The following is a 22,333-nucleotide window of genomic DNA, read 5'->3' on the forward strand; positions in this document are numbered from 1 at the left end:
ATGGGCTCTCGGTAAGGAGCTCCGCTCCAGGGCTGCTTGACGCTCTGGGTAGGAAACCGGACTTCATACCCGATACACCTGCCAAACGGAGTTTGTGCCGCTCTGAGAGTTCAATCCCAAAAATCGATCGAGACGTTTGGGCTAAGTTGTCACCAGAAGTGAACGTGGGGCAACGATACCAGCGGTTTATAGACCGTAGTTAAGGCGCTACGAAAGCGCTACGATCGCGACCGCGTGTCGGGCAACATCGCGAACCCGAGCGCATCCCTAGAACAATAACGAGCACTGTTCATGCTGGTCAGTGCGTTGATGGGCACCGAGCTTATGAAGGAGGCTTACGCCCATGCCATCGAAAATGGCTATCGTTTCTACTCTTACGGAGACGCCTCGCTTCTCCTTCCGTAGAGGGGTTTGCATGGGTCGCCGATGGGAGGCTTGGCAAAGCTTTTTCCGAAGGTTGTTGAGCAGGCCTTTGCCAAAACAAGGGCGGAGTAAATATCGCCTGTTAGGCGCCCTTTTATCGGAATACGTTGTCAGCGATCAAGTCGTCGGGCTAGGAGCGCTCTTGCAAATTAAATGCGGCGTGAAGCATAGAATGCAGCCTTACCCTCGCATCTATGCCTATCAACTGGGCAGATATCAGCGGCTGATCTAAGTGCGCGTAGTTAAATCTATCCTGAGCCGTCAACTTCAAGCCAATAGCCCCAGTTCTATATAATACTGCTAGGGACTCTTGAGCAATTCTTATTTTATCTCTTTCTTTCCCTTCGATATAAGCTGAGCATAAAGTGTGAATTGGATCTTTTCCCTGAATCGCGCTAGAGCAGATCGAAAGACAAAAATCATCAACTCTATCAATAAGTTCAATCAATTCTATGCTGTGCTTATTGCGAGAAGTCACAAAATTTAGAATAATATCGAGTGTCGGAAAGGCGCTTTTCCATTCTTGAATAAGTGCATCTTTTCTTTTTCGAGCAAATTCGACCTCCGCCTTACGTAGAGTCGTAACGGTCACCGAGGCGAGTCCGTCCGATGCGTCAATTGCTTCATTAACGAAAGCAATAATATCGCGTGGACGCATGAGTGTCCGCTCAATCATCCAGTCGAAGCTACTTTTCCCTGCCATCGACGGTGGGAATACATCATCAAAGTAGACGGAAGATCCAGTATAGCGGCGCTTAAAAAGGATATTTAGGCGACTGTCAACAAGACGACGCAAATCGCCTTTTGACCAAATCAACTTAACCGTGAAATCCTCAAATTTTTCACGCTGAAAGCTTATATCCGCAGTCTCTTGAACTACACGCTCGAGTACGTCTGCCCGAAGGGCTACGAGAACCTTAAGGTTTCGAATCTTTCGAAACGATCTTAGTGATTCCATCAGTGCCTTTATCATCCGAAACCGAACGGTATCGTCAACCCACTTTTCATCGAGGCGATCAATCATTATGTAAAATGCCTTCATTCCATCACCATCGGAAATCGAAAGCATATCGATGACGCCGTGCAGCTCAGAGAGTTGCTCTGAGCTAATTATTTTACGAGTGCGGGCAACTATTTCTGTTTTTTTCTCGCGACTCATACGTTTGTCGTACTGTCCGCCAGCTTTAAATTTGTCGATTTCTCCGCCAACTTCTGCGTGAAGTTTCTTCTCGACGGCTTCTGTTATCTCCTTGATATTCTGATCCATCGTTATCCAAAATCGGCCCTGCCACTGCCGTAGATAACTAATGGCCTTTGACTTTCGTTCATCTCGTGAGAATTGCTCGACCAGTCTCGCAAATATGCTTTGAGATTTCTCTGTCGACTCAATCCCCCATCGGAGCCGAATAAACTCGAGGCAGAGAACATGCTTCCAGAGGACCTGAAACAATAAATCTAGATCAGCCCCTATGGCTTCCAAAAACCGCAGAGCATCTGAGTTTGAGACATAGCTCATCGACATCTCGAACGGGTCGATCACTGCGGTATATTCAGCGGTGCTTTCGATATGCCGCAGGATCGCCGTTTTTCCAGCGCCGGTCCTCCCCGAAACAACCATAGCGGGCGAGGTCAGCCTGCTGCAGGCCTCAACGGGAGGGTATTGAACAAAACAATCGAACAGGAAATCGTCATCACTTTCGGCGTTTCCTGAACCAATGCCTATGCCTCGCCGCAGAACTACTGGATTCACGTTTGCTTGCGGTTTTGCCATTTTGTTCCTCTGATCAAAACATACGGCAAGCTCCGCAACATGCAACATAAAGCCCTGACATTTATACGATAGCTTCGTCTGCGCGGAAACTGCGGTATCTTATATGAAGGGCGCTCGACCCGTTTTCCCAGCGACAGGGCTTGCTCGATATTGAGTGTGTCCAGCATCTGTCCAAGTGATCGATCCGACGGGTTCCGAATCCCGGGTACAGCGTCGATAACGTAGCGAAATATCGCACGCGCATCGACCGCAGGTTGCATCTCCGTGATGCCTTCCAGCTACCGTTAGTGGTTAATAGCGAGGCTTTGGAGATCCGCAGCGTCCACCGCTCGATGTGGTAGGCCGAGCGCGAAACGCGATATCGTACATTAGAATTAGTCGAGCAGATCACCCATACCACAGCTTAGCGCGACAGCTACGCGTTCGACCACCGTCACAGTGGGATTTCGTACGACTCGCTCAATCCCGCTGACATAGGTCCGATCGAGACCAGCCTCATCAGCCAACGCCTCCTGAGACCAACCGCGCTCCTTGCGAAGTCGCTTCATATTCTCAGCCAGTCTGTGGCGGACGTCCATCGCCCAGCTTGAGCCGCAACGACGTCGATCGTACCACGGACTATGAGTCTCACTTTTACTAGCTTTGGTTAGAGCCGCCGGTAATCTGAGCCGTCGGCGATGGCCTCAACGCGCCCAAATTCGGGCATCACCACGGGAGAAATACCATGATCAGAACAACGAAGCTGCTTGCCCTATGCACAGCGTTCGCCCTGTCCGCTTGTACCCACCCCGCCGACGTATCGAGGCCGCTCACCGAGGTCGCCGACAAGAACGCCAAGTTCGTGCTGCACGACACGCCTTCCGGCTTCTCGGTCGAAGTTCGCTACTCGCGTTACCAGTTCGTGCCCGAGATGAGCGCTCTGTTGGTTGCGTGTCGATCGCTCGTCACCGGCCGGGCATACGATGAGGCAAAGGCACGCGGTCGGGGGATCGAGCCGATCAACGAGCAGACCATCCGCGTCTCAACCGGCCGCAACATCATCGACGCCCGCACAAGCTGCCGTGCCTTCCCCGAAGCGCACTGGAAAGCGTGATCGATCATTCGAAAAAGGATCCAAACGATGTACCTAGAAAAACTGAAGTACGCCACGATCGCCGCTTCCCTCGCTGTCCTAAGTGCGTGTGATGGTGCGCCAGCTACCAATGCTCCTGGCACTGCGGTGCAAATTCAAAAGGCGGATGGTGTGGAGGTCACTCTCACCTCGGTCGAGGAGGGTGACAGCGTTGGACCTGCAGGGCTTATTCCAAAGGCGGGGGAGGGGGCAGTGTATGTCACGGCAACCTACACCCTCAAAAACACCTCTGACTCCTCCTTCCCGATGGATAAATGGCCGCAGTTCAAGCTTCAGGACGGCGCAGGCAAGCAACTCAACCCAGAGCTGTTTGCGTCAACCGCCGTGTCCGCAGCGGCAAATCCGTCGTGGGCCGAAACGCTGAACCCTGGCTTATCGACTGAGGCACGTTTGGTCTGGCGGATCGCCAAGACATCGTTCGATCGTAAAACATGGAAAATGGTATCGGCTAAACCCGCCCTCACTTTCCCGCTGAAATGACCGGCCATGCACGGGTACTGGTCGCGACCCATCTAGCCGCACTGGGGCTGGGCTGGTGGATTGCTCCACGGCAACTCCTAGATCACGAGGCGAAGCACACCGGCTTTTTCCAAGTCGATGCCAGCAAGGTTCTGTCCGCCACCGTCGATAGCCTTCACAACGAAAACAAGCTGCTGGTGTTCTCGTATAAGGGCACCGCCACCGTGGAGGCAGAACGGTCAATGTTCTGGGTGCTCGGCGGACGACAGCAACTCATCGTTCCGGCGGTCGTGCCCTACTACCTCGATCTATCGTCCCTCACGCTGGCGGATGTCAGCTACAACGAGAAGCAGAAGATCGTCACAGTCACCCTGCCGAAACCGACGATCGGCGATATCGCCTTTCAACCCGAGAGCGCCACCACGATCAACGGTGGCATCTTGACCTGGAGCAACGAACAAATCGATGCGCTTGCTAAGCTGAACTATCGAAGTGCTCGTCGGGCGATGGTGATGCAGGCTCAGTCGGCGGGCCTGTTGAGCGCTGTTCGAAGGCAGGCGCAAGCAAACGTCACGAGCTACTTCGAAATACCCCTAAGGATTGCCGGGCAGCCCGACGTGCGGGTTGTCTCCGTTTTCCGATAATATCTATCCACTCAATCCCACAACGGCGTCTCGGAGCAATCCGGGACGCCTTTTTTATTGGAGCTTTCAATGCTTAAAATTTCAAATGCCGCCGAAATGGCAATCGCGCTGTCCTCTCCGCTGGACCCCGCCCTGGCTCATCTACTCGAACAGCGTCGTGATCAGCTTCTGGAACACGAAGGGTACGATCTGGGGGAGTTGGCGCATTTTGTCGTGGTCGCCCCCGGCGATACCGCAACCGCCACCGAACAGGCCCTTGGGTTTGATCCGTGCGCCAATTTCATCGACGGCCTGCGCTATGGAGAAGATGGCTTCGAACCATCGTGGGAATGGATCGAGCGACACGGCGATTGGTATGAAGCGGTGTTCGTCCTGAGCGACGACGGCTTTGGTTCTGTCCTGCTTGTGCCGGATGAAAGCGGTGTTGAACCGACCCTCCTCAGCCTGTGCAACCACTACGGCCGCAAGATCGCCTAACCGCCACCATCACCGCGAACGCAGCGTCCAGGGAATACCCCTCGGGCGCTATTTTTTTGTCCAAGAAGGATAGCTTCATGCTTCATCTCTATGATCGCGCCACGATGGCGGAAGCCCTGACGCGAGACCTCGACCCTGCGCTTCAAGCTTTGCTGCATAGTCGCATCGGCAACCTCGCACCCGACCTAATCGACTACACAGAATACCTTGTCATCGAGCCGGGCGACACCGAGGCGGACATTGTTCGGCACATAGGTTTCTCACCGTTGGTCGAGCCGATCGAAGGTGCGCGCTTTGGTCAGCCGAACTTTCATTCGTTCTGGGATTGGCTGGGCGAGCACGATGGCTGGTTCGAGCTCATCGTAACTTTCGGCAGCACCTTTTGTTATACGCTGCTGATACAGGACGCGCAGGGCCTTCTTCCGGACCTAAGGCTGATGTGTCGCAATAATGCAACATAGACCTCTTATCATTCAGTATGGTCTGGAGCGCGGAACCGAGAAACTCGATCCGTGTTCAGATTGGACGGGAAGCGCAAAGCACTGCGTAACCGAACTTAGAATCCGAAGTCGTAGTATCGGTCGACCAGGGTTTAGCCTCCTTATCGGAGGTTCACACGGCGTAATAGATATGAGACACTACTAGCGAATTTCGCTCACGGCCAAGACCGACATCTAAGCAAGCGCAGGCATTTTATGCCAGCTTGGTGTTGAAGAGCCGATGACAAGCCCTGCCAATGCGCACGTCTCGCAGGCGATATTACCATAGCTAAATTTCTTAATTAGCGTCTTTGCGTCGCAAAGGCGTGGCTGGTTCGAATCTTCTTAGGGAGATTTGGCTCAATATTGGTGATCACGTCATGCAAAATTTTCAAAGTACTGATTCTACGCCCGAGGTCCGCTATAAGAACGCAGCGGGGATACGAATAGCTCGTGGAAACTCCGTATCGGATGGGTCCCCGCTAACGGTCGTTCCAGGAGCGTGGAACCCTAAAAAGATCGATGACAACACGTTTCCCGACCGTCCTCGGCATGGGAGCACTATCCCTGCGACAATTGCCAACGTCCGTTTCATGCTCGAGCAAAACAGTGTGAGCGCTCGGTATAATTTGATCAAGAAGAGGTCGGAGATCCGAATTCCTGGCCTGGTCGGCACCGTTGATAATGCCGATGCGGTGGCTCGGGCTCATATCGAAAGTTTGGCGTCGTCCTACGGAATGCCTACGTCGTTGGTCGGCTCATTTACTGAGGCGGTTGCCGATGAGAAGTCCTATAATCCAGTGCTAGATTGGATCGATAGTGCTGAATGGGATGGCACCGACCGCCTACCCTCGTTTTATGCCACGATCGCCGTCAACGACGGTTACCCGAACGAGTTGAAGTGCGCTCTCATGCACAAGTGGGCGCTTAGCGCTGTGGCTGCTGCCGCGATGCCGTCGGGGTTTATGGCCCGAGGTGTCCTTACGCTCCAGGGCAACCAGGGGATTGGCAAAACAAGCTGGGTTCGCAGCCTTGTCCCTGATCCGGTCCTGCGGGCGAGTGTTGTAAAAGTCGATCACCACTTAGACCCGTCCAACAAAGATAGCCTGATAAGCGCGGTGTCTCATTGGCTAGTTGAAGTTGGGGAGCTCGATAGCTCGTTTAAGCGAGACATGGCCCGGCTGAAGGGCTTCATAACGGCCGATCACGACAAGGTTAGGCGACCCTACGCGAAGGCTGATTCAGAATATCAACGACGAACTGTATTTGTCGCCACTGTTAATGCGTCGGATTTCTTAGTTGACGATACAGGAAATAGCCGATTTTGGACGATCGCGGTCAAGGCGATAAATTACGAACATGGGATAGATATGCAGCAGGTCTTTGCGCAGCTTGCTGTTGAATACCGCGCGGGCGCGATTTGGCACCTCTCGAACGATGAAGATAAGCGGCTCGAAGCGATTAATAGTCAGCACCGTGTGACGAGCACTGTTAGGGATAGGCTGCTCGCGATTATCGATCAGGAAGTATCAGATCGGCATAAGTGCGAGAAATACACCCCTACAAATTTGCTAATCGCAGCTGGGCTTCAATATCCTACAAATACTCAGGTCCGTGAGTGTGCCGCATTACTGCGAGAATTGTACGGGAATCACGTACGTATCAACGGTAACAACGTCTGGCGTGTGCCGATTATCAAAGAGCCGTTAGAAGAGAAGCCATCCAGACCACCAGTAAAAGGAAATTTTGATTAAGTAGAAAGGGGGAGGGAGGGGCATCAACGTCCGAAACTTTCGTCGAAACCGCCGGTAGGAACCAGCGATGCGGCGAAGTGACGGGGCGACTGCTGCCCCTCCCTCCACCGTCCAAGCTGCGCCGCCTGCATGGGCAATCGGCTTGAAAGTGAACGCGATCTGTTCCGCTGGATCAGCCTTTCTCCATCCTCCTGCCCCCCTCGGGCATCAATCGATCACGAGATGCTGTGCGCTCGGTCAATCACCGTGTCCGCCGCTCTCGCCAAAGGAGTCCTTATGAAATCTGTAGCCCATCACTCGCTCTGTCCCTTCATCGGGGCGTCGGCATTGCGCCATCGGCGAGCCAAATTTTGCCGTTCGGGAAGCGCCAGGGTGTTCCGCCGGCAACACGATCTACTTCGCGCCACCTGCGCCGCCGGGGCTCTGTGCGCCTCTGCGATATCGGCATTCCAGAAGGGAGGTGCCACATGCCTAAAGTGAAACTTGATCACGCCTTCTGCCTCACCGCCCGATGCATCGATGGCCGCAAGAAGACCGACTACTGGGACACCCACATTCGTGGCCTTGTCCTCGAAACCCGCTCGTCAGGCGGCAAGACCTTCTATTTTCGGTATGTCGATCCACACGGTGTGCAGCGGCAGCATAAAATCTGTGTGTACGGTGACCTCACTGTCGACAAGGTTCGAAAAGAGGCTGAGCGCCTCCGATCCGACATTACACTGGGTGGTGACCCTTCCGCGAAGAAGGCCGAGGTCAAAGCGACGCCGACATATTCTGATCTTGCAGCAGATCACCTCGCGCACGCCAAGACCTACCAACGTTCCTACGACACCACCGAAATGTACGTCCGCCGTCACATCCTCCCGCGTTGGGGAAAGGTGCGACTGTCCGACATTCACCAGCGCGACATCGCCGTGTGGCTGTCGGAGAAGCAGGCCGAGGGTTTAGCACCCGCAACCGTCGAAAAAATACGCGTTACGTTCGGTCGATCGTTCGAGCTGGCATTGCGGTGGGACGTTCCCGGCGTCGTCAAGAACCCGGTCCGAGGTATCAAGCGCCCGCCGATCAACAACGCCCGCGAGCGCTTCCTCACCGTGGCCGAGGCTCAGCGTCTCAGCAGGGCGGTGGCGAACTCTCGCAACACGCAGCTCAAGTATATCGTGGGCCTGTTGCTGTTAACTGGCGCGCGGGTTTCCGAGCTGCTCAACGCCGAGTGGCAGCACATCGACGCGGAACGGAAGGCGTGGTTCATTCCGACCTCGAAGACGGGCAAGCCACGCTATGTACCGCTGTCGCAAGCAGCGCTCGATCTGATCGAGCACATACCTCGCTTCACGAACTGCCCCTACCTTTTGCCCAACCCCAAGACGCGAAAGCCGTTCGGCGACATCAAACACTCGTGGCAACACGCTAGGAAGGCGGCGGTGCTGGGCGATCTTCGCATTCACGACCTACGTCACAGTGCGGCGTCGTTTATGATTAATGCTGGGATCGACCTTTTTGCGGTTGGCAAGGTGCTGGGGCACGCCAACTACGCTTCAACCATGCGCTACAGCCATCTTGCCAACGATACACTGATGGCTGCGGTGGAGGCGGGTGCCGCGAAGCAAAAGGTCGATTGGGCCGGTTCGGCATGACGCCTTTAGAGCAATCTCTCCAGCTCGCCTAAACCGACACAGCAAGGTTTCTAACTTCAAAACTTAAGGCCGCCGCTGCGCGGCTGAGCAAGGACAGCACGATGAAAAAGCGCAAGCAACAAGAGGACATGTTGATAGAAGGAATGACCGTCGCACAGTGGGATCAAAAATGGGAATCGGTGGCGGGAGGCTTCCGAGAGCCGCATCCTGAGCTGCGATACGAAGTTGGCTTATTGCGAGCAGTTATCAACGGAGAGACCGTATACATCGGACGAGCCACCGAGCGACCTGGAGGCCTCGCGAAGCGGCTAGCGGATTTCCGCCGATTTAGCTCAAGTGCCAGAGATCATCACGCCGGCAGACTAATCCATGACCATCTCGGTGACGCCAAGCTCTACGTTTTGCGCACGGGTTCTTACCCGGGACCTCGCCGTCTAGCGACTCTTCTTAAGGGAGCTATGATCGATCTGCATAAGCCTCGGGATAACGTGCCAAATGTAGCCTTATAACCTGATCCCCGGACCATGCGCTGACGTTTGCCGGTGTGTGGTCCGGGACCTTTTTTGCGCCGGTTTATTTGAAATGCAGCGCGCTCAAAAATTTGATTTTGCTGAATATTTATCGCAGACTAAAAAATACAAAGTTCATAATAAATTCGCGCGGATGCGCCAAGGAGAAGATAGGCAATGAGCGACGCTTCAGAGTTTCTCTTTGGAGGCGAATTGGCCAAGCGCGTACGGGGCATCTGCTCGGCGGACGAAGTGGATTGTGCAGTCGCGTTCCTAGGAAGCGGAATGAAGTCTGAGCTTTTTCAGCGACCAGGACAAAAAATCCGCATAGTTTGCGATATTGCAATGGGTTGTACGTCGCAGAAGGCTTTAAAAGAGTTTGGTGCGCCGTCAAATGCGAAAGCGGCTTGTAACCCCAATCTCCACGTTCGGGACTGGTTGCATACAAAAGTTTATATCTCATCTGCGGGGGTAGTCGTTGGCTCGCCGAACATGTCTAGCAAAGCGCTCGGTATAGGTAAAAAAGAACCAGGAAATCTTGAAGCTGGTACTTATCATCCGCCGGAAAGCTTGGTTTGGGAACGGGCTAAAAATTGGTTCGATGGGCTATTTGATGGCTCAGACGAAGTGAATTGGAGGGATGTTCAAAGGGCATCTCTTTACTCACGAGATCCCGGCCGAGAATCGGGTTGGATGGATATGTCTCTGTTAGACAAAATTCGAATTCACCCGGAAATATTTGAGCACGTCACGTTTATCTTGACCACTGAAGACCTCAAACCTCAAGTTGAGGCTAAGCTAATCAAGGCCGAGCCGAACGAGCCCAGTCATGATTCTGAGGTCGTGGTGTGGGATAAAGAAACATCCTGGATTGACGTGAAGAAGCTCATCATTGGGTTCCACCGCAACGATCTCGGGAAGATGCAGGTCGACGGGTATGTAAGGTGTTTTTCCTCCGGACATAACGCTTGTTTATTGGCGTTTGGAATTAATGACTGGGCTCGACTATGCGCGACTATCGGTCAGGTTGGCCTCAGAAGAAACAATCTAAAGGTTCGAGATCGAAATATTATAGAGAAACTTTGGATGAGCGATACTTCGGTATTTTCTGCTGAAGAATTTTCCAATGCACTCAATGACGTATCTGTATAAAAGTGATTATTATTTAAATCAAGCAGATATTTATAAGAGTATAACATTTTTATTGCAACAGATGAGTAAAATTAAATAATGGCACGGCAACATGCAAATCCGTTGGTCATATCTCCAGACGGTAGCAAGATAAGCCCGGCGGTACCTCTTGCGTTAGGATCCGACGGACACAGGTTCAGCGAAGCTGCTATCCAGGAGATGATTCACCGGTACCCGGAATGCCTGCCGATAGCCGAAATTGACCCGCTATTCGTAGATGCGATTTCCATCTGTACCGAACTCGTCACCCCCGCCGGATCTATTGATAACCTACTCATTACAGCCGGCGGCCTACCGATCTTGGTCGAGTGCAAATTGTGGCGCAATCCCGAAGGGCGGCGCGAGGTTGTTGGCCAGATATTAGACTACTCAAAGGAACTAACGCGCTGGTCCGCATCTGATCTTCAGCGTGAGGTGAGCCGACGCTTGGGTCGACCCGGCAATGCGCTTCTCGACCTGTTAGCAGAGGCTGGTCATGTTATTGACGAGATGAGTTTCAACGACGCGCTGACCCACAATCTTCGGCGCGGGCGGTTTCTATTGCTAATTGTGGGCGACGGCATCAGGGAAGGTGTTGAGGCTATTGCAGAATATCTTCAAGCGCATGCGGGCCTTCATTTCACCTTCGGTCTGGTGGAGATGCCAATCTATGCCACTCTGGACGGGTCGCGAATTGTGGTGCCACGCGTTCTCGCGCGCACACTGACGATTACACGTACGGTGATCGCGATTGCGGACGGTTACGGATTAGAGGAGATTGAGGCGCACGGCGAGGTCACGCAAGCTGTACCCGAGACTCCTGAACGACGCCAAGCGCGCGAACGCGGAAATGCGGTCCGATATGGCTTCTGGGCGAAATTTCTTGGCGGGCTCCGGCTCGACGACCCCGAACAGATGTTGCCTACCCCATCTCTAGGAGGACACGTCGTCTTCAAGTTCGGCGCCCCTGGCGGATCGAGTTGGCTCACCGCGTACCGAAACGTTAAGACGAATGTTGTTGGCGTGTTTCTTTCGGGAAACAGAAATTCGATTGGCGAGCAGGCGGCCTTAGCCCTCAGCGAGCAAGCCGAAGGCATTCGGGAAGAACTTGGTTCTGGGGCGACGGTGGAGTTTCAGGACGGTGGCTACAATATCTCCGAGCGGTTTTCGGTGGCCAGCTTTGACGAGGCGGCTGGATTGGAGGACGCGATTGCTTGGCTTCAGGAACGGACGAATACGTTCGTGAACGTGCTGCGTCCGCGTATCCGAGCCGCTTTACGCGAGATAGCCGATCAGTGAGTGACCTCGACGTACCAAAACGAGCCCTGTGGGTATAGCGAGGATCGTATTGCGGCATTTTCCCAAGCCAAAGTCCTTTCACTGGGAAGTGCCCTTCACACTAACTCGGCCCAGTTTGGGAAGCGAATGGGGCAAACGGTAAGATGGAGCGCTTTCATAGGTTAACCACCTGGAATATAACGTTCTTACTCTTGTCGTTACAGGCCTTCGTAATGCGGGGGTCACAGGTTCGAGTCCTGTAAGCGGCACCATTTCAAACCATTGAAATAATATGGTTTTTGCCAGCGTATCCACGCCTGTGATACCCGCAGTTTGGTATCGCACCTCATACGCTTGCAACGATTCAAGCCGCGTCAGGACGCGTTCCGAACTGATGAGGCCTGACGAATCGGTTGGGATTGCAGAGGTTTCTAAGACTTTGTCATCCTCATAAGACCGCCAATGGGATCGACGCGCGTTGCGGATGATCTGGTGGAAACCGGACCGGCGGTTTTCGGGTGACGCTCGCTGTAACCCGCTCTTCGTGAATGGGGCGAGCAGGTGCCTTGATACCCGGCATGGGTGGTAAACAGCCCTTCGCTAATCCGGGCTGGTAGGCGCGGGGATGTCCAAAGGTCAGTCGCTTGGACTGACCGGTATGTCGAGGTCGGACGGCTCGGCGAGCAACGCCGCCGCGACGCGGACTGTGCCCAGATGTGCCGGAACTCGGTCGGACGACTGCTGAATCGGATTAGACGCCTGATGAAGCGCTAGGCTATCCACCCTGGGCGCCCGAGGATGAGGCGCTGGATCGCGACCCATCGGTAACGAGCTGTACGACCGGGCGGCGCAGGATCGGAGATTCCTCAATGATCTGCGTGCCCAACCTTGTCCCCTGTGGGGCACCAACTTTTGCAACCCGCTGATAACAGGGGTCTGTCAAATATCCTGGACGGCTGTCCGAGAACCGGGCGGAGCCCCAGACAACCGAGCATGATCAGCCAACTTTGCGCTGCCGCCGCCGCCGCCCCGATGGACGGGAGCGGTCGGATTCAAGCGCGGGCTTTTGCAGGTTTTTCATCGAGGTAAAATACGCGACGAAACCCCGCCGGAGCCTCATCGATCGTCAGATCAGATTCGCCCGTTCCGCATCCTCGGTATTCAAATCGACGCGTCAGAAGCGGAAGCTGATCGTTGCCGACGTTGCGCGAGGGTTCAGCACGCGCGCCAGGCCGAGGCCGGAGGCGGGGATCGTCCCCTCGTTCAGTGCCGCGATCGCGAGCACGTCGAACAGATTATTCGCGTTCACCGACACCGTCATGCGGTCGTTCAGAGTGTACCGCATAAAGGCATCGGTGGTGATGTAGCCCGGCTGCCGTAATTGATTGATCGTATCGGTAAAGCTGCTTGTCGTTCCGATGAAGGCGGCGCCGACGCTGAAGGTCTTGGTGGTGATCTGGGGGATCGCCTGGAAGATCCAGTCCGGCTGGCGACCCGGCTTGTTCCCGACGTTCGATGGGGTCAGATTGTCGGCGGAAATCTTGGCGTTGGTATAGGTGGCACCGGTGTTGATCCGGAACCAGCCGCGCTGGAACTCGCCTTCGAACTCGAAGCCCTTGGCATCATAAGTACGGGTGAAGGGCACGCCGCGCAGCGCGTTGGTGTCGTCCGCCTTGGCCGAGAAACCCGTGATCTGCAGTGTCAGCCCATTATTGCGATACTTCACGCCGCCTTCGAGCTGTTTGACGATGTCGACGGCCGCGCTGCTTTTCGTCAAGTCACCCGTCGTCAGATCGACAAAGCCGTTGCGGACGAGGCGGTCAGCATTGGCGCGACCGCCCCGGCTGTAGCGCGCGAAGGCGGACAGGCTCTGTGCAAAGCGATAGTTCGCGCTGGCCGAATAGGAGAGATAGCGAGCCGAATAAGCGAGCGGCGAAGCCGTCGTCAGGTTGAATTGCGAAACACGCTTTTCCGCCGCAGAGAGCGTTCCGTCGCCGTTCACGTCGACCGCCGAATACCCGGGCGCGCGGCGATAGCTCCCCTTGGCATCGACGAAATCGTAGCGCAGGCTCCCGCCCAGCGAGAGCTTGCCGACCTTGAAATTGGCAGAGCCATAGGGCGCAGAGACATTGTAAGCTGTCTTCAGGCTCAAATGGCCCAGGCCAATCGAACCGAACCCCGGGCCGAACGAATAATAGCCGTTCTGCGTAACCGGTGTCCCGTTGGCGCTGGTCAGGTTGATCAAGGCCGCCTGGCCGTGGCCCTTGACCTCGGACAGGACGGATCCCCAGAGGTAATCGACGTCGATCTGCTGGCGCGATTTGTAGAACCCGGCGGTCACCGTGAGTTCGGTCTTGCCCATGGCAAACGTACGGCTGGCGCGCGCGTCGTTAGTAAAATCGTCAAGGCCACGGAAATCGAGGTTGGCGAAATTGATCGGCACCAGCAATCCGTTGCCGTTGAGCGCAGCGGGGTTGGTGATGAGCTGACCGGCAGTGGGGCCATTGGCATAGCTCAGCGTGGCGCCCGCGCCGCCATATTGCGTGGCGATTGCGGTCGCGGTGTTGGTCACGACTTGCTCGGCGCTGCGAAAGCCGCCGGAAATGCCCGAATAGCGAGCGCGGTCGATGATCGTCCATCCGGCGACCTCGAACTGCGCCTCGAAGCCAGCCGACTTGACGACCGGGTGCTGGCCATCGGTCAGATCATAGCTCGCCACCTGATTGGTGCCATCGAGCGTCAGCAAAGTGGTCGCATATTTCGACATCAACGTGTCGTGCGTCGGATCAAAGCCGACGACGGCACCGTATTTCGGATCGGCATTGCTACCAGTGATGGTGACCGGCGCAGTGCTGTAGGCCGGGGTGCGATCGTTCAGATATTTGCCGTAGAAGCGAACATAGCCGCCAGTGAATTCCTTGGTGATGTTCAGCTTGATCTGGCCGCCGCGTTCACCTTCGAAGCCCACTGCGCGCGGACCTTCGCCCTGCCGATAGAAGCCGCCGATATGCATCCGCACCGTGTCCGACAGCTTGGCGCCGTAATCGAAGTCCAGGCGATAGCGCTCGAAATCGAGCCCGACCGTCGCTGCGATCGTGCCACCCTCTGTGACGCCGGTCTTCGAGATGAAGTTGATCACGCCGCCTGGCGAATTGGAAGCAAAGGTCGAGGCCGAACCGCCGCGGATCGCCTGCACGCCGGCAAGATTGAGGTCGGTCCTCAGGAATACGTCGCTGCTGGCCCAGCCGATATCGCCGAATTCAAGGACGGGCAGGCCATCTTCCTCGAACTGGGCATATTTTGCACCGTTGGCCGACAGCGGTAGACCGCGAATCGTCACATTGCCATATCCTTCGCCGGAGCTCGCTTCAGAGCGAATGCCGGGGATCAAGCGCAGCAGGTCTGGAACGCCGCGTGGCCCAAGATCAACGATTGTCTCGCTGTCCAACATGCTGGTCGATGTCGCGCTGTCGAGCTGATCTCGTGCCTTTGCCACGCCGGTGGAGAAGGATTCCTTGCTGGCTATCGCGCTCGCCTGTCGGTCGCTGGCGCGCGCCTCCGACGACGGCGTCGCCGTGGAGGTCGCCTCTGCCGGTGCGGCGGTTTGGGCCATAGCGGCGCTCGCGACGGCGAAGGAGGACACGGATACCAGCAGGGCAAGTCGCTTCATGAGCAATCCTTCGAAACAGGGCGGATGAGGGTCGTTGCCGCGGCGTGCCGACGCCGTCGGCGCGGGCAAGCAGACCATCCCCGATCCTTCTTTATAGCGGACTGCGGCGACGAGCGGCCGACACGGTGCATTTTGCGGCCATTACGGAGGCTCGAAGTCCGAGAGACGTCGTCCCGGCGCCCTGTTTCGGTGCGCCCTGTTCTGGTGCGCCCGTGTCCGGCTACGCAGAGGCGCTGCGGTCGGCGAGGACTGCCGCGCGTTCGCTGCGCTCGATACCGTCAAGGGCGACATGGCAGGCGCCAGCGCCGATGCCGAACAGGTGCGCGCCGCGATCGCGATGCAGGGCGGAACCCGCATTCGCACGCGCGTGGGCAATCAGGTTGCGTCAGGCGATCGAGCGCTACCGACCGGAACGCCAGGACTCGCTGCTACTGCGCGTGCGCACCGTTCGTCGGCTGATGCTGGGCCCTTCACGGAGCTCACGACCGATCTCGATGCAGTTGCGCCTACCCTTGCGAAGGTTTCCGCGGCTCGGTCATCCGCATGGGAGTACCGATGGCACCGACGCTCGCTGCGATGAGCTGGTTCGAACCGGCGAACTGCGATCAGTGGCTAGAATTGATGAGCTCGGGTGAAGACCGGACCGACCGGTCTTGGCGCGCACAGGACACTATCGGACACTCGGTCACCGCCACACCGGATTTTGTTTCGGCGAGGGTGTGGGAAGCTGTCCCCATTTTTGCGAAGGCGTTGACCAAGACTATCGCTGTTCCCATCACTTTTCTGCCGTTGGTCGGGTCTGAGGGCCGGGGCCAAGCGCGGCCTCGGTGTCGAGCTGCGCCTGTCGCACCAAAATTTCGGTCGTGTGCCGCGCCGCGACCGGATCGGCGTTGGCAATCGCCTCGAACAGGATGCGATGCTCCGGCAATCCGTCGCGCGGATGGCGGGACGCCCGATATTTGAAGAAGGTCGTCCAGCGTACGGCCGCCGCGATCGTGGCGGAGAGGCTGACGAGCAGTTCGTTGCGCGTCGCCTCGAGCATGATGGCGTGGAACTGCTGGTCCGCCTTCTGCCCGACCGCGGTGGCGAGGCCGTGTTCCGCCATGAGCTCGAGACAATGGCCCATGCGGGACAATTGCTGCGCGGTGCGCTCGTTCGCCGCGATCTCGGCCGCGGCGGGTTCGACGATCATGCGCAGTTGAAACAGGCTTTGCACGAAATGGCGCGGGGGCACGCCCTCGAACATCCAGCCGAGCAGTTCGGGGTCGAGCAGATTCCATCCGGCGCGGTCGCGGACGCGGGTCCCGGTCTTGGGGCGACTTTCGATGAGACCCTTGGCGCCGAGGACGCGCAGCGCCTCGCGGATCACGCTGCGCGATACGCCGTGCTGCGCGGCGATCTCGATCTCGCCGGGCAAGGTCGAGCCGGGCGCGTGGACCCCGGTGACGATCGCCACGCCCCATGTCCTGGCGATGCAGATATGTGCGGGCAGATACCGCCCTTCTTCGGTCAATGTCATCGCTCCGTCTTTGCCATGACCATAAGAGCGCGGAAAGCGATGACAACGCCCGTGGCGCACGGCGCCGCAGCCGGCGCGCGCGGCAACCGCCACCGGAGCGGAAGGATCGCGGTCAATCCGCGAACGCGATCTGGTATGCCGCGATCTGGCGCGCGTGCGTTGCATTGTGGAGCTGGCGTAGTCGCTCGACCTGCGCGAGCGAGGCAGCCATCACCGCCACCGGCGCGAGCTGGTCGGCGCGGTGCAGCGCCACCACGGTCGCATCGTCGAGCGTCGCCAGCGCCTCCTCGTCGAGGCCGTAAAGCCCGGCAACGACATGCTCGCGCCCGTCGCTCAGCTGGAGCGCGATCGACAGCGGCCGGATCACCCGCAGCCGGGCATAGTCGTCGACCAGCGCCTGCGCTGCGGCGATGTCGGCAACGATCCGCTCTAACCCGGCGCGGATGTCTGCCAGGAGCGGCGCGGGAGTCCGGTCGGCCGCGAACAGCGCTTCGCCCCGCGCGCCCATCGCCGGATCGGCTTCGTCGACCGCCAGCCCGCCGGCCCCCGCCGCATCGAGCCGGAAGCCCGTCAGCGAGGCGGCGCGCGGCAGATAGGTCGCCCGCATTTCCCCGTCGTGCCAGAACAGGTTGCGCGGCTCGATCAGCCCGAGCAACGCGATCAGCGTGAAGCGGCCGGTCTGCGCATCCTTGACCAGGCACAGCGGCATGTCGGCGGCGGCGAGCGCGATTTCCGACAGGCCGATCTGGACGAACTGGCGTGCGGCCGCTCCCGCCATCGCATCGCTGTGGAGCGCATGATGGCGCATGGGATCGAGCATCACGATGCGGCTCATACCGCCTGCAGCCCGTGTTCGCGGATCGCGCGCAGCAGGTCGCGATTGCGTGGCATCTGCGCCACCGCATCGGCGCGCATCCGCTCGATCCGTCCCGTCCAGCGCCGCGCGATCGCCGCGTCGGGAGTCGTCGCGGCAATGGCCGGATAGTGCGTCTCGAAGCCCATGCCGTGCAGGACATATTGATAGCTCGGCCAGGAGAACACCTCGCGTGCATGCGCGAAGTCCTGCGGCGCTGGTGGATGCTCGCGCCACAGCGCGAGCCGTTCCTTGAGCGAATCCGGGATCGAACGCGCCGCGGCATTGTCGCGCCAGAACGCGGTATCGACGCGCTTGGTGATCGCATAATGCAGCTTCAGGAATTCGATGATCCGCGCCCAATGGTGCGTGAACGATTCGTTGAACTGGCGGGCGGCGGTGTCCATTGCGGCGCGGGTGCGCGGCAGGCGATCGGCGATCGCGTCCATCGATGCCTCGATCAGCATCAGCGCGGATGCTTCGAGCGGTTCGAGGAACCCCGCCGACAGCCCGACCGCAACGCAATTGTTCTGCCAGAAGCGCTCGCGGTGGCCCGCCTCGATCGTGATCCTCCGGGCCGACAACTTCTCGGCGGCGGGGCCGACATAGGCGCGCAACGCGGCCTCCGCCGCATCGTCGTCGATATGCGCGCTGCTATAGACATAGCCGGTGCCGCGCCGCGCCCACAGGCCGATGTCCCAGATCCAGCCGGCGTCCTGCGCGGTCGACACGGTGTGGCTGGTGATCGGCGCGTCCTCCTCGGCATAGGGCACTTGCATCGCGATCGCGCGATCGGCGAACAGGACGTCGCGACACGACCGGAACGGGACGTCATAGACCTTGCCGATCAGCAGCGCGGCAAATCCCGTGCAGTCGACGAACAGATCCCCCGCCACGCTGCCGCCATCGGCCAGTTCGAGGCGCGCAATGTCGCCATTGTCGGCCATCGTCACGCCGGTGACATCGGCGACGATGTGCTCGACCCCGAGCCTGCCGACCGCATGGTCGCGCAGCAGCGTGGCGAACTTGCCCGCATCGAGATGGTAGGCGTAATTGGCGACACCGCCATATTCGGGCGCGGTGATCGTCTTGGGCGCAAGCCCCGCATCGCACAGCGCGGCCTGGAAATCGGCCCAGTCGGCAAATGCCCGATCGGGCGCCGCGCCGGCGAAATGCTGCCAATGCGGCGACAGATTGACCTCGGTCGCGCCCGCCGGCGGATTGAGCGGGTGGTAATAGGCATCGCCCGGCGACCCGTCCTTCCAGCCGACGAACTGCGCCCCCTTGTTTGAAGGCCGCGTCGCACGACCGCAGGAAGTCGGTTTCGCCGATGCCAATCTTGGCGAGCGTGTTGCGCATCGTCGGCCAGGTGCCCTCGCCGACGCCGATCGTCGGGACGGTCGAGGATTCGACCAGCTTGACGACGATGTCGTCGGTGCCGCGGGCGTGGCGCGCCGCCAGCCGCGCCGCCGCGATCCACCCTGCCGAACCACCGCCGACCACCACGATCGTCCGGATCGCGCCTGTTCGGGTCTCGCCTTGCTGCGTTTCCATGCCACTCTCCCTGCGCCCACTATAGCTGTGACTACGGTGTCAGAAAGACGCTTGATTAACCGGACAAATGCAATATCATTTCCATGTTAAATTCGTGCAGTGATACGAAAAACACATAAAGGGGAGAGGGTATATGTCTGGTTTTTCAGGCGCGACGTCCATTGAACGGCGTATCGCACGGGTGATGGGCGGATCGGGCATCGCGGTCTTCGCACTGTTTGCCGCCACCACGCCGGCGCTGGCGCAGCAGTCGCCGTCGGCAGCACAGGCCCCCGCCGCTACCGCGCCGACCGCACAACAGGATGTGGCGGAGGCTACCGCCGAGGACATCGTCGTGACGGGTATCCGCGCCAGCCTCGCCTCGTCGGCGGCGCAGAAGCGCAATGCCTCGGGTATCCTCGATGCGATCTCGTCCGAGGATCTCGGCAAGTTTCCCGATGCCAATGTCGCCGAGTCGCTGCAGCGTATTCCCGGCGTTGCGATCGACCGCAGCAATGGCGAGGGCCAGCGCGTCACGGTGCGCGGCCTCGGGCCGGCGTTCAACACAGTGCTGTTCAACGGGCGGAGCTTCGCGTCGGACAGCTATAGCCGCGCCTTCTCGTTCGATCTCATCCCGGCCGAACTGATCAGCGGTGCGCAAGTGTACAAGAGCACGCAGGCGCCGCTGCAGGGCGGCGGCATCGGCGCGACGATCAACGTCCAGACGCCGCGTCCGCTCGATCTCAAGGGATTCAAGGGCGTCTTCGTCGCCAAGGGCCTGTACGAAAAGAACAGCAAGAAGGCGACGCCGCAGCTGTTCGGGTTGCTCAGCGATACGTTTGCGGACGGCAAGCTCGGCATTCTCGCGTCGCTCTCCTATCAGCGCCGCATCGCCTCGGTCGATGCGATCACCGATGACGGCTATCTGCCGGGCCAGTCCGTCGGGCCGGTCAACGCGCCGATCTACACCAATGTCTATGCCCCGCGCACCCAGGCGATCGGCAATACGGTCGACCGGCGCACCCGCCTCGGCGCGACGCTCGTCGCGCAATATGCGCCGAGCGACGAACTGACCTTCACCGTCGACGGCCTCTACAACCGGTTCAAGAGCGACCAGCAAGGCCATGCGCTCGGCAGCTGGTTCGAACCCTCGAGCTACACCGCGGCGACGATCGACAGCAACCGGACGATCACGTCGCTCACCACCAACGGCAATGCCGATTTCGTCTCGTCGGGGTCGGTCCGCGATACGACGACCTATGAATTCGGCGGCAATGTCGAATGGCGCCCGAGCGAGTCGGTCAAGGTGGTGCTCGATGCGAGCCAGTCGCGCGCCAAGAATGCGGCCGGCGGCAAGGGCTATTTCGTCGTGATCGGCACGCCGACGCAGTACAGCTTCAAGGCGCCGACGGGGAATGGCATTCCCTCGACCTTCGGCTATTCGGCCGGCGCGCTCACCAACCCGGCGCTCGGGCGGACGCACATCGCCGGCATCGGCGGCGACGACGTGACCGAGAAGGTCACCGAATATCGCCTCAACACCGAGTGGAAAGCGGAATCGGGCGCGCTCAAGACGCTGCGCTTCGGCCTGATGCGCACGGCGCGCGACAAGACCGACGTGCCGATCGCGTCGAACCCCAACATCGGCTGTTTCTATTGCGGCTATCTGACCCCGGCAGACCCTTCGCTGCTGTCGCCGTTCACGGTGCAATCGTTCGGTGGCGGCGCCGTTCCCACCACCTTCCTGCAGTTCGATCCGCAGGCGTACCTCAAGTTCCTCACCAGCCCGGCGGCGACGCTGGCGATCGATGCGGCGCGCGGCCTCCGCCCCGGCACGATCGGGGCGCTTTACGCCGCGAGCAACGGCTATGCCGCGACGCCGCAACCATCGACGCAAGTCAAGGAAGTCGTCTATGCAGGTTATGCCGACGTCGATTTCGCAGGCGATCTGGGCGGCGTGCCATGGTTCGTCAACATCGGCGCGCGCTACGAACATACCGAGGTTCGCTCGTTCGGCCAGCAGCAGCAATTGCTCGATCTGGTGCAGAACGATCCGACGATCTACACCGGCGTCTACGCCAATAACGGCGCTGCGGTGAGCATCGACAAGTCGTCGTCCTACGACACCTTCCTCCCCAATCTGAACGTGCGGGTGAATCTGGCGCCGAAGTTCCAGGCGCGTTTCGCGGCGTACAAGTCGCTCACTCGTCCCGCGCTCAGCGATCTCGCGCCGAGTCTCACCTATACCACGCTGCGCCCGGCAACGCTGACGGCCGCTGGCGGCAATCCCGACCTGAAGCCGTACCGGGCGACCAACTTCGACCTGTCGTTCGAATTCTATCCGACGCGGACGACGACGCTGTCGGCGGCGGTGTTCTACAAGCACGTCGAGGATTTCATCACGCAGGTGTTCGCGCCCGAAGTCTTCACGATCGCCAATGCGCAGAACATCTCGGGGCAGTTCGTCAGCGGGAAATCGGCGACGTTCAGCGTCAAGCGGCCGCGCAACGGCGGTTCGCTGGACATTCGCGGGCTCGAGCTGAACGCGGTGCACTCGCTCGACTGGGCGCCGGGTTTCCTGAGCGGTTTCGGCGTGCAGGCCAACGCGACCTTCGTCAGCAGCAACCGGCCGTTCGACGTCACCAAGACCAACCAGTCGTTCGCCGCCGAGGGGATCGGCAATTCGCAGAATGCGACGGTCTTCTACGAGAAATACGGCGTGTCGGCGCGGATCGCCTATAACCGCCGCGAGAAGTTCCTGCAGACGCTTGCGGGTGGCCCGGGCAACGAGCCGGTGTTCGTGCGGACCTACGGTCAGTTCGACGGCAGTGCCGCCTACAGCGTCACCGAGAATGCGCAGATCTTCATCGAGGGCACCAACCTGTTCAACGCCAAGTACGTCACGACCGGGCGCTTCGACAATCAGGTGCTGAACTATCAGAACACCGGGCCGCGCTACGATATCGGGTTCCGCCTGAACTTCTGAGCAGGGCAGGGTGGCAAGACCACGGGGCCGGCGCAATGC

Annotated in this window: 15 protein-coding genes and 2 pseudogenes; 11 read left to right on the top strand and 6 right to left on the bottom strand. The window is 58.6% G+C overall.

Annotated features, from left to right (window positions below):
* Window positions 1–285: 285 nt before the first annotated feature.
* Window positions 286–405, top strand: a pseudogene (locus tag E2E30_RS00435) (S-adenosylmethionine:tRNA ribosyltransferase-isomerase); the annotation flags it as partial.
* A 148-nt stretch (window positions 406–553) separates the two neighbouring features.
* On the opposite strand, the gene E2E30_RS00440 reads toward E2E30_RS00435, so the two are convergent.
* Window positions 554–2,194, bottom strand: coding sequence for a P-loop ATPase, Sll1717 family (locus E2E30_RS00440; RefSeq protein ID WP_133186217.1), 1,641 nt, complete (start codon window positions 2,192–2,194; stop codon window positions 554–556).
* Between the two features lie 374 nt (window positions 2,195–2,568).
* Complete coding sequence (locus tag E2E30_RS00445) at window positions 2,569–2,772, bottom strand: helix-turn-helix domain-containing protein (RefSeq protein ID WP_133186219.1); 204 nt, start codon at window positions 2,770–2,772, stop codon at window positions 2,569–2,571.
* A 146-nt stretch (window positions 2,773–2,918) separates the two neighbouring features.
* Here E2E30_RS00445 and E2E30_RS00450 point away from each other — a divergent pair, with 146 nt between their 5' ends.
* The 9 genes from E2E30_RS00450 to E2E30_RS00490 all read left to right on the top strand — a co-directional run bounded on the left by E2E30_RS00450 (window position 2,919) and on the right by E2E30_RS00490 (window position 11,754).
* Window positions 2,919–3,287 carry a hypothetical protein gene (locus E2E30_RS00450; RefSeq protein ID WP_133186221.1) on the top strand — a complete coding sequence of 123 codons (369 nt, stop codon included), beginning with the start codon at window positions 2,919–2,921 and terminating at the stop codon, window positions 3,285–3,287.
* A 27-nt stretch (window positions 3,288–3,314) separates the two neighbouring features.
* The gene (locus tag E2E30_RS00455; protein ID WP_133186223.1) at window positions 3,315–3,806 is read left to right on the top strand and encodes a DUF4352 domain-containing protein; all 492 of its coding nucleotides are present in this window, start codon (window positions 3,315–3,317) and stop codon (window positions 3,804–3,806) included.
* Complete coding sequence (locus E2E30_RS00460; protein ID WP_133186225.1) at window positions 3,803–4,429, top strand: DUF4230 domain-containing protein; 627 nt, start codon at window positions 3,803–3,805, stop codon at window positions 4,427–4,429. Before E2E30_RS00455 ends, E2E30_RS00460 begins: the two co-directional genes overlap by 4 nt.
* Window positions 4,430–4,498: 69 nt before the next feature.
* Entirely contained in the window at window positions 4,499–4,906 is a 408-nt protein-coding gene (locus E2E30_RS00465; RefSeq protein ID WP_133186227.1) for a hypothetical protein, read from the top strand.
* Window positions 4,907–4,983: 77 nt separating this feature from the next.
* Window positions 4,984–5,367, top strand: coding sequence for a hypothetical protein (locus E2E30_RS00470; RefSeq protein WP_206365615.1), 384 nt, complete (start codon window positions 4,984–4,986; stop codon window positions 5,365–5,367).
* Window positions 5,368–5,978: 611 nt separating this feature from the next.
* Window positions 5,979–7,139 (top strand): VapE domain-containing protein, encoded by a 1,161-nt coding sequence (locus E2E30_RS00475; protein WP_165954425.1) that lies wholly within the window; start codon window positions 5,979–5,981, stop codon window positions 7,137–7,139.
* A 467-nt stretch (window positions 7,140–7,606) separates the two neighbouring features.
* Window positions 7,607–8,776, top strand: coding sequence for a site-specific integrase (locus tag E2E30_RS00480; RefSeq protein ID WP_133186231.1), 1,170 nt, complete (start codon window positions 7,607–7,609; stop codon window positions 8,774–8,776).
* 686 nt (window positions 8,777–9,462) lie between these two features.
* A complete protein-coding gene (locus E2E30_RS00485) occupies window positions 9,463–10,437 on the top strand; it encodes a phospholipase D family protein (protein WP_133186233.1) in 975 nt (324 codons plus the stop codon).
* A 198-nt stretch (window positions 10,438–10,635) separates the two neighbouring features.
* Complete coding sequence (locus E2E30_RS00490; RefSeq protein ID WP_206365616.1) at window positions 10,636–11,754, top strand: hypothetical protein; 1,119 nt, start codon at window positions 10,636–10,638, stop codon at window positions 11,752–11,754.
* A 1,153-nt stretch (window positions 11,755–12,907) separates the two neighbouring features.
* Here the strand turns inward: E2E30_RS00490 and E2E30_RS00495 are convergent.
* From E2E30_RS00495 to E2E30_RS00510, 4 genes and pseudogenes are all read right to left on the bottom strand, one after another.
* Complete coding sequence (locus E2E30_RS00495) at window positions 12,908–15,403, bottom strand: TonB-dependent siderophore receptor (protein ID WP_133186237.1); 2,496 nt, start codon at window positions 15,401–15,403, stop codon at window positions 12,908–12,910.
* A 775-nt stretch (window positions 15,404–16,178) separates the two neighbouring features.
* Complete coding sequence (locus tag E2E30_RS00500) at window positions 16,179–16,922, bottom strand: FadR/GntR family transcriptional regulator (protein ID WP_133186239.1); 744 nt, start codon at window positions 16,920–16,922, stop codon at window positions 16,179–16,181.
* A 112-nt stretch (window positions 16,923–17,034) separates the two neighbouring features.
* Entirely contained in the window at window positions 17,035–17,742 is a 708-nt protein-coding gene (locus tag E2E30_RS00505) for a SapC family protein (protein ID WP_240699127.1), read from the bottom strand.
* 11 nt (window positions 17,743–17,753) lie between these two features.
* A pseudogene (locus E2E30_RS00510) lies at window positions 17,754–19,329 on the bottom strand (tryptophan halogenase family protein).
* Between the two features lie 133 nt (window positions 19,330–19,462).
* Here E2E30_RS00510 and E2E30_RS00515 point away from each other — a divergent pair.
* Window positions 19,463–22,294 carry a TonB-dependent receptor gene (locus tag E2E30_RS00515; RefSeq protein ID WP_133186243.1) on the top strand — a complete coding sequence of 944 codons (2,832 nt, stop codon included), beginning with the start codon at window positions 19,463–19,465 and terminating at the stop codon, window positions 22,292–22,294.
* Window positions 22,295–22,333 lie beyond the last annotated feature (39 nt).

The sequence above is a fragment of the Sphingomonas sp. AAP5 genome, from assembly GCF_004354345.1.
Lineage (GTDB): Bacteria > Pseudomonadota > Alphaproteobacteria > Sphingomonadales > Sphingomonadaceae > Sphingomonas > Sphingomonas glacialis.

Excerpts from the sequence above, each read along its gene's own strand:
- E2E30_RS00440 (WP_133186217.1), bottom strand. The coding sequence starts at position 2,194 with ATGGCAAAACCGCAAGCAAACGTGAATCCAGTAGTTCTGCGGCGAGGC.
- E2E30_RS00445 (WP_133186219.1), bottom strand. The coding sequence starts at position 2,772 with ATGGACGTCCGCCACAGACTGGCTGAGAATATGAAGCGACTTCGCAAG.
- E2E30_RS00450 (WP_133186221.1), top strand. The coding sequence starts at position 2,919 with ATGATCAGAACAACGAAGCTGCTTGCCCTATGCACAGCGTTCGCCCTG.
- E2E30_RS00455 (WP_133186223.1), top strand. The coding sequence starts at position 3,315 with ATGTACCTAGAAAAACTGAAGTACGCCACGATCGCCGCTTCCCTCGCT.
- E2E30_RS00460 (WP_133186225.1), top strand. The coding sequence starts at position 3,803 with ATGACCGGCCATGCACGGGTACTGGTCGCGACCCATCTAGCCGCACTG.
- E2E30_RS00465 (WP_133186227.1), top strand. The coding sequence starts at position 4,499 with ATGCTTAAAATTTCAAATGCCGCCGAAATGGCAATCGCGCTGTCCTCT.
- E2E30_RS00470 (WP_206365615.1), top strand. The coding sequence starts at position 4,984 with ATGCTTCATCTCTATGATCGCGCCACGATGGCGGAAGCCCTGACGCGA.
- E2E30_RS00475 (WP_165954425.1), top strand. The coding sequence starts at position 5,979 with ATGCTCGAGCAAAACAGTGTGAGCGCTCGGTATAATTTGATCAAGAAG.
- E2E30_RS00480 (WP_133186231.1), top strand. The coding sequence starts at position 7,607 with ATGCCTAAAGTGAAACTTGATCACGCCTTCTGCCTCACCGCCCGATGC.
- E2E30_RS00485 (WP_133186233.1), top strand. The coding sequence starts at position 9,463 with ATGAGCGACGCTTCAGAGTTTCTCTTTGGAGGCGAATTGGCCAAGCGC.
- E2E30_RS00490 (WP_206365616.1), top strand. The coding sequence starts at position 10,636 with ATGATTCACCGGTACCCGGAATGCCTGCCGATAGCCGAAATTGACCCG.
- E2E30_RS00495 (WP_133186237.1), bottom strand. The coding sequence starts at position 15,403 with ATGAAGCGACTTGCCCTGCTGGTATCCGTGTCCTCCTTCGCCGTCGCG.
- E2E30_RS00500 (WP_133186239.1), bottom strand. The coding sequence starts at position 16,922 with ATGACATTGACCGAAGAAGGGCGGTATCTGCCCGCACATATCTGCATC.
- E2E30_RS00505 (WP_240699127.1), bottom strand. The coding sequence starts at position 17,742 with ATGCTCGATCCCATGCGCCATCATGCGCTCCACAGCGATGCGATGGCG.
- E2E30_RS00515 (WP_133186243.1), top strand. The coding sequence starts at position 19,463 with ATGTCTGGTTTTTCAGGCGCGACGTCCATTGAACGGCGTATCGCACGG.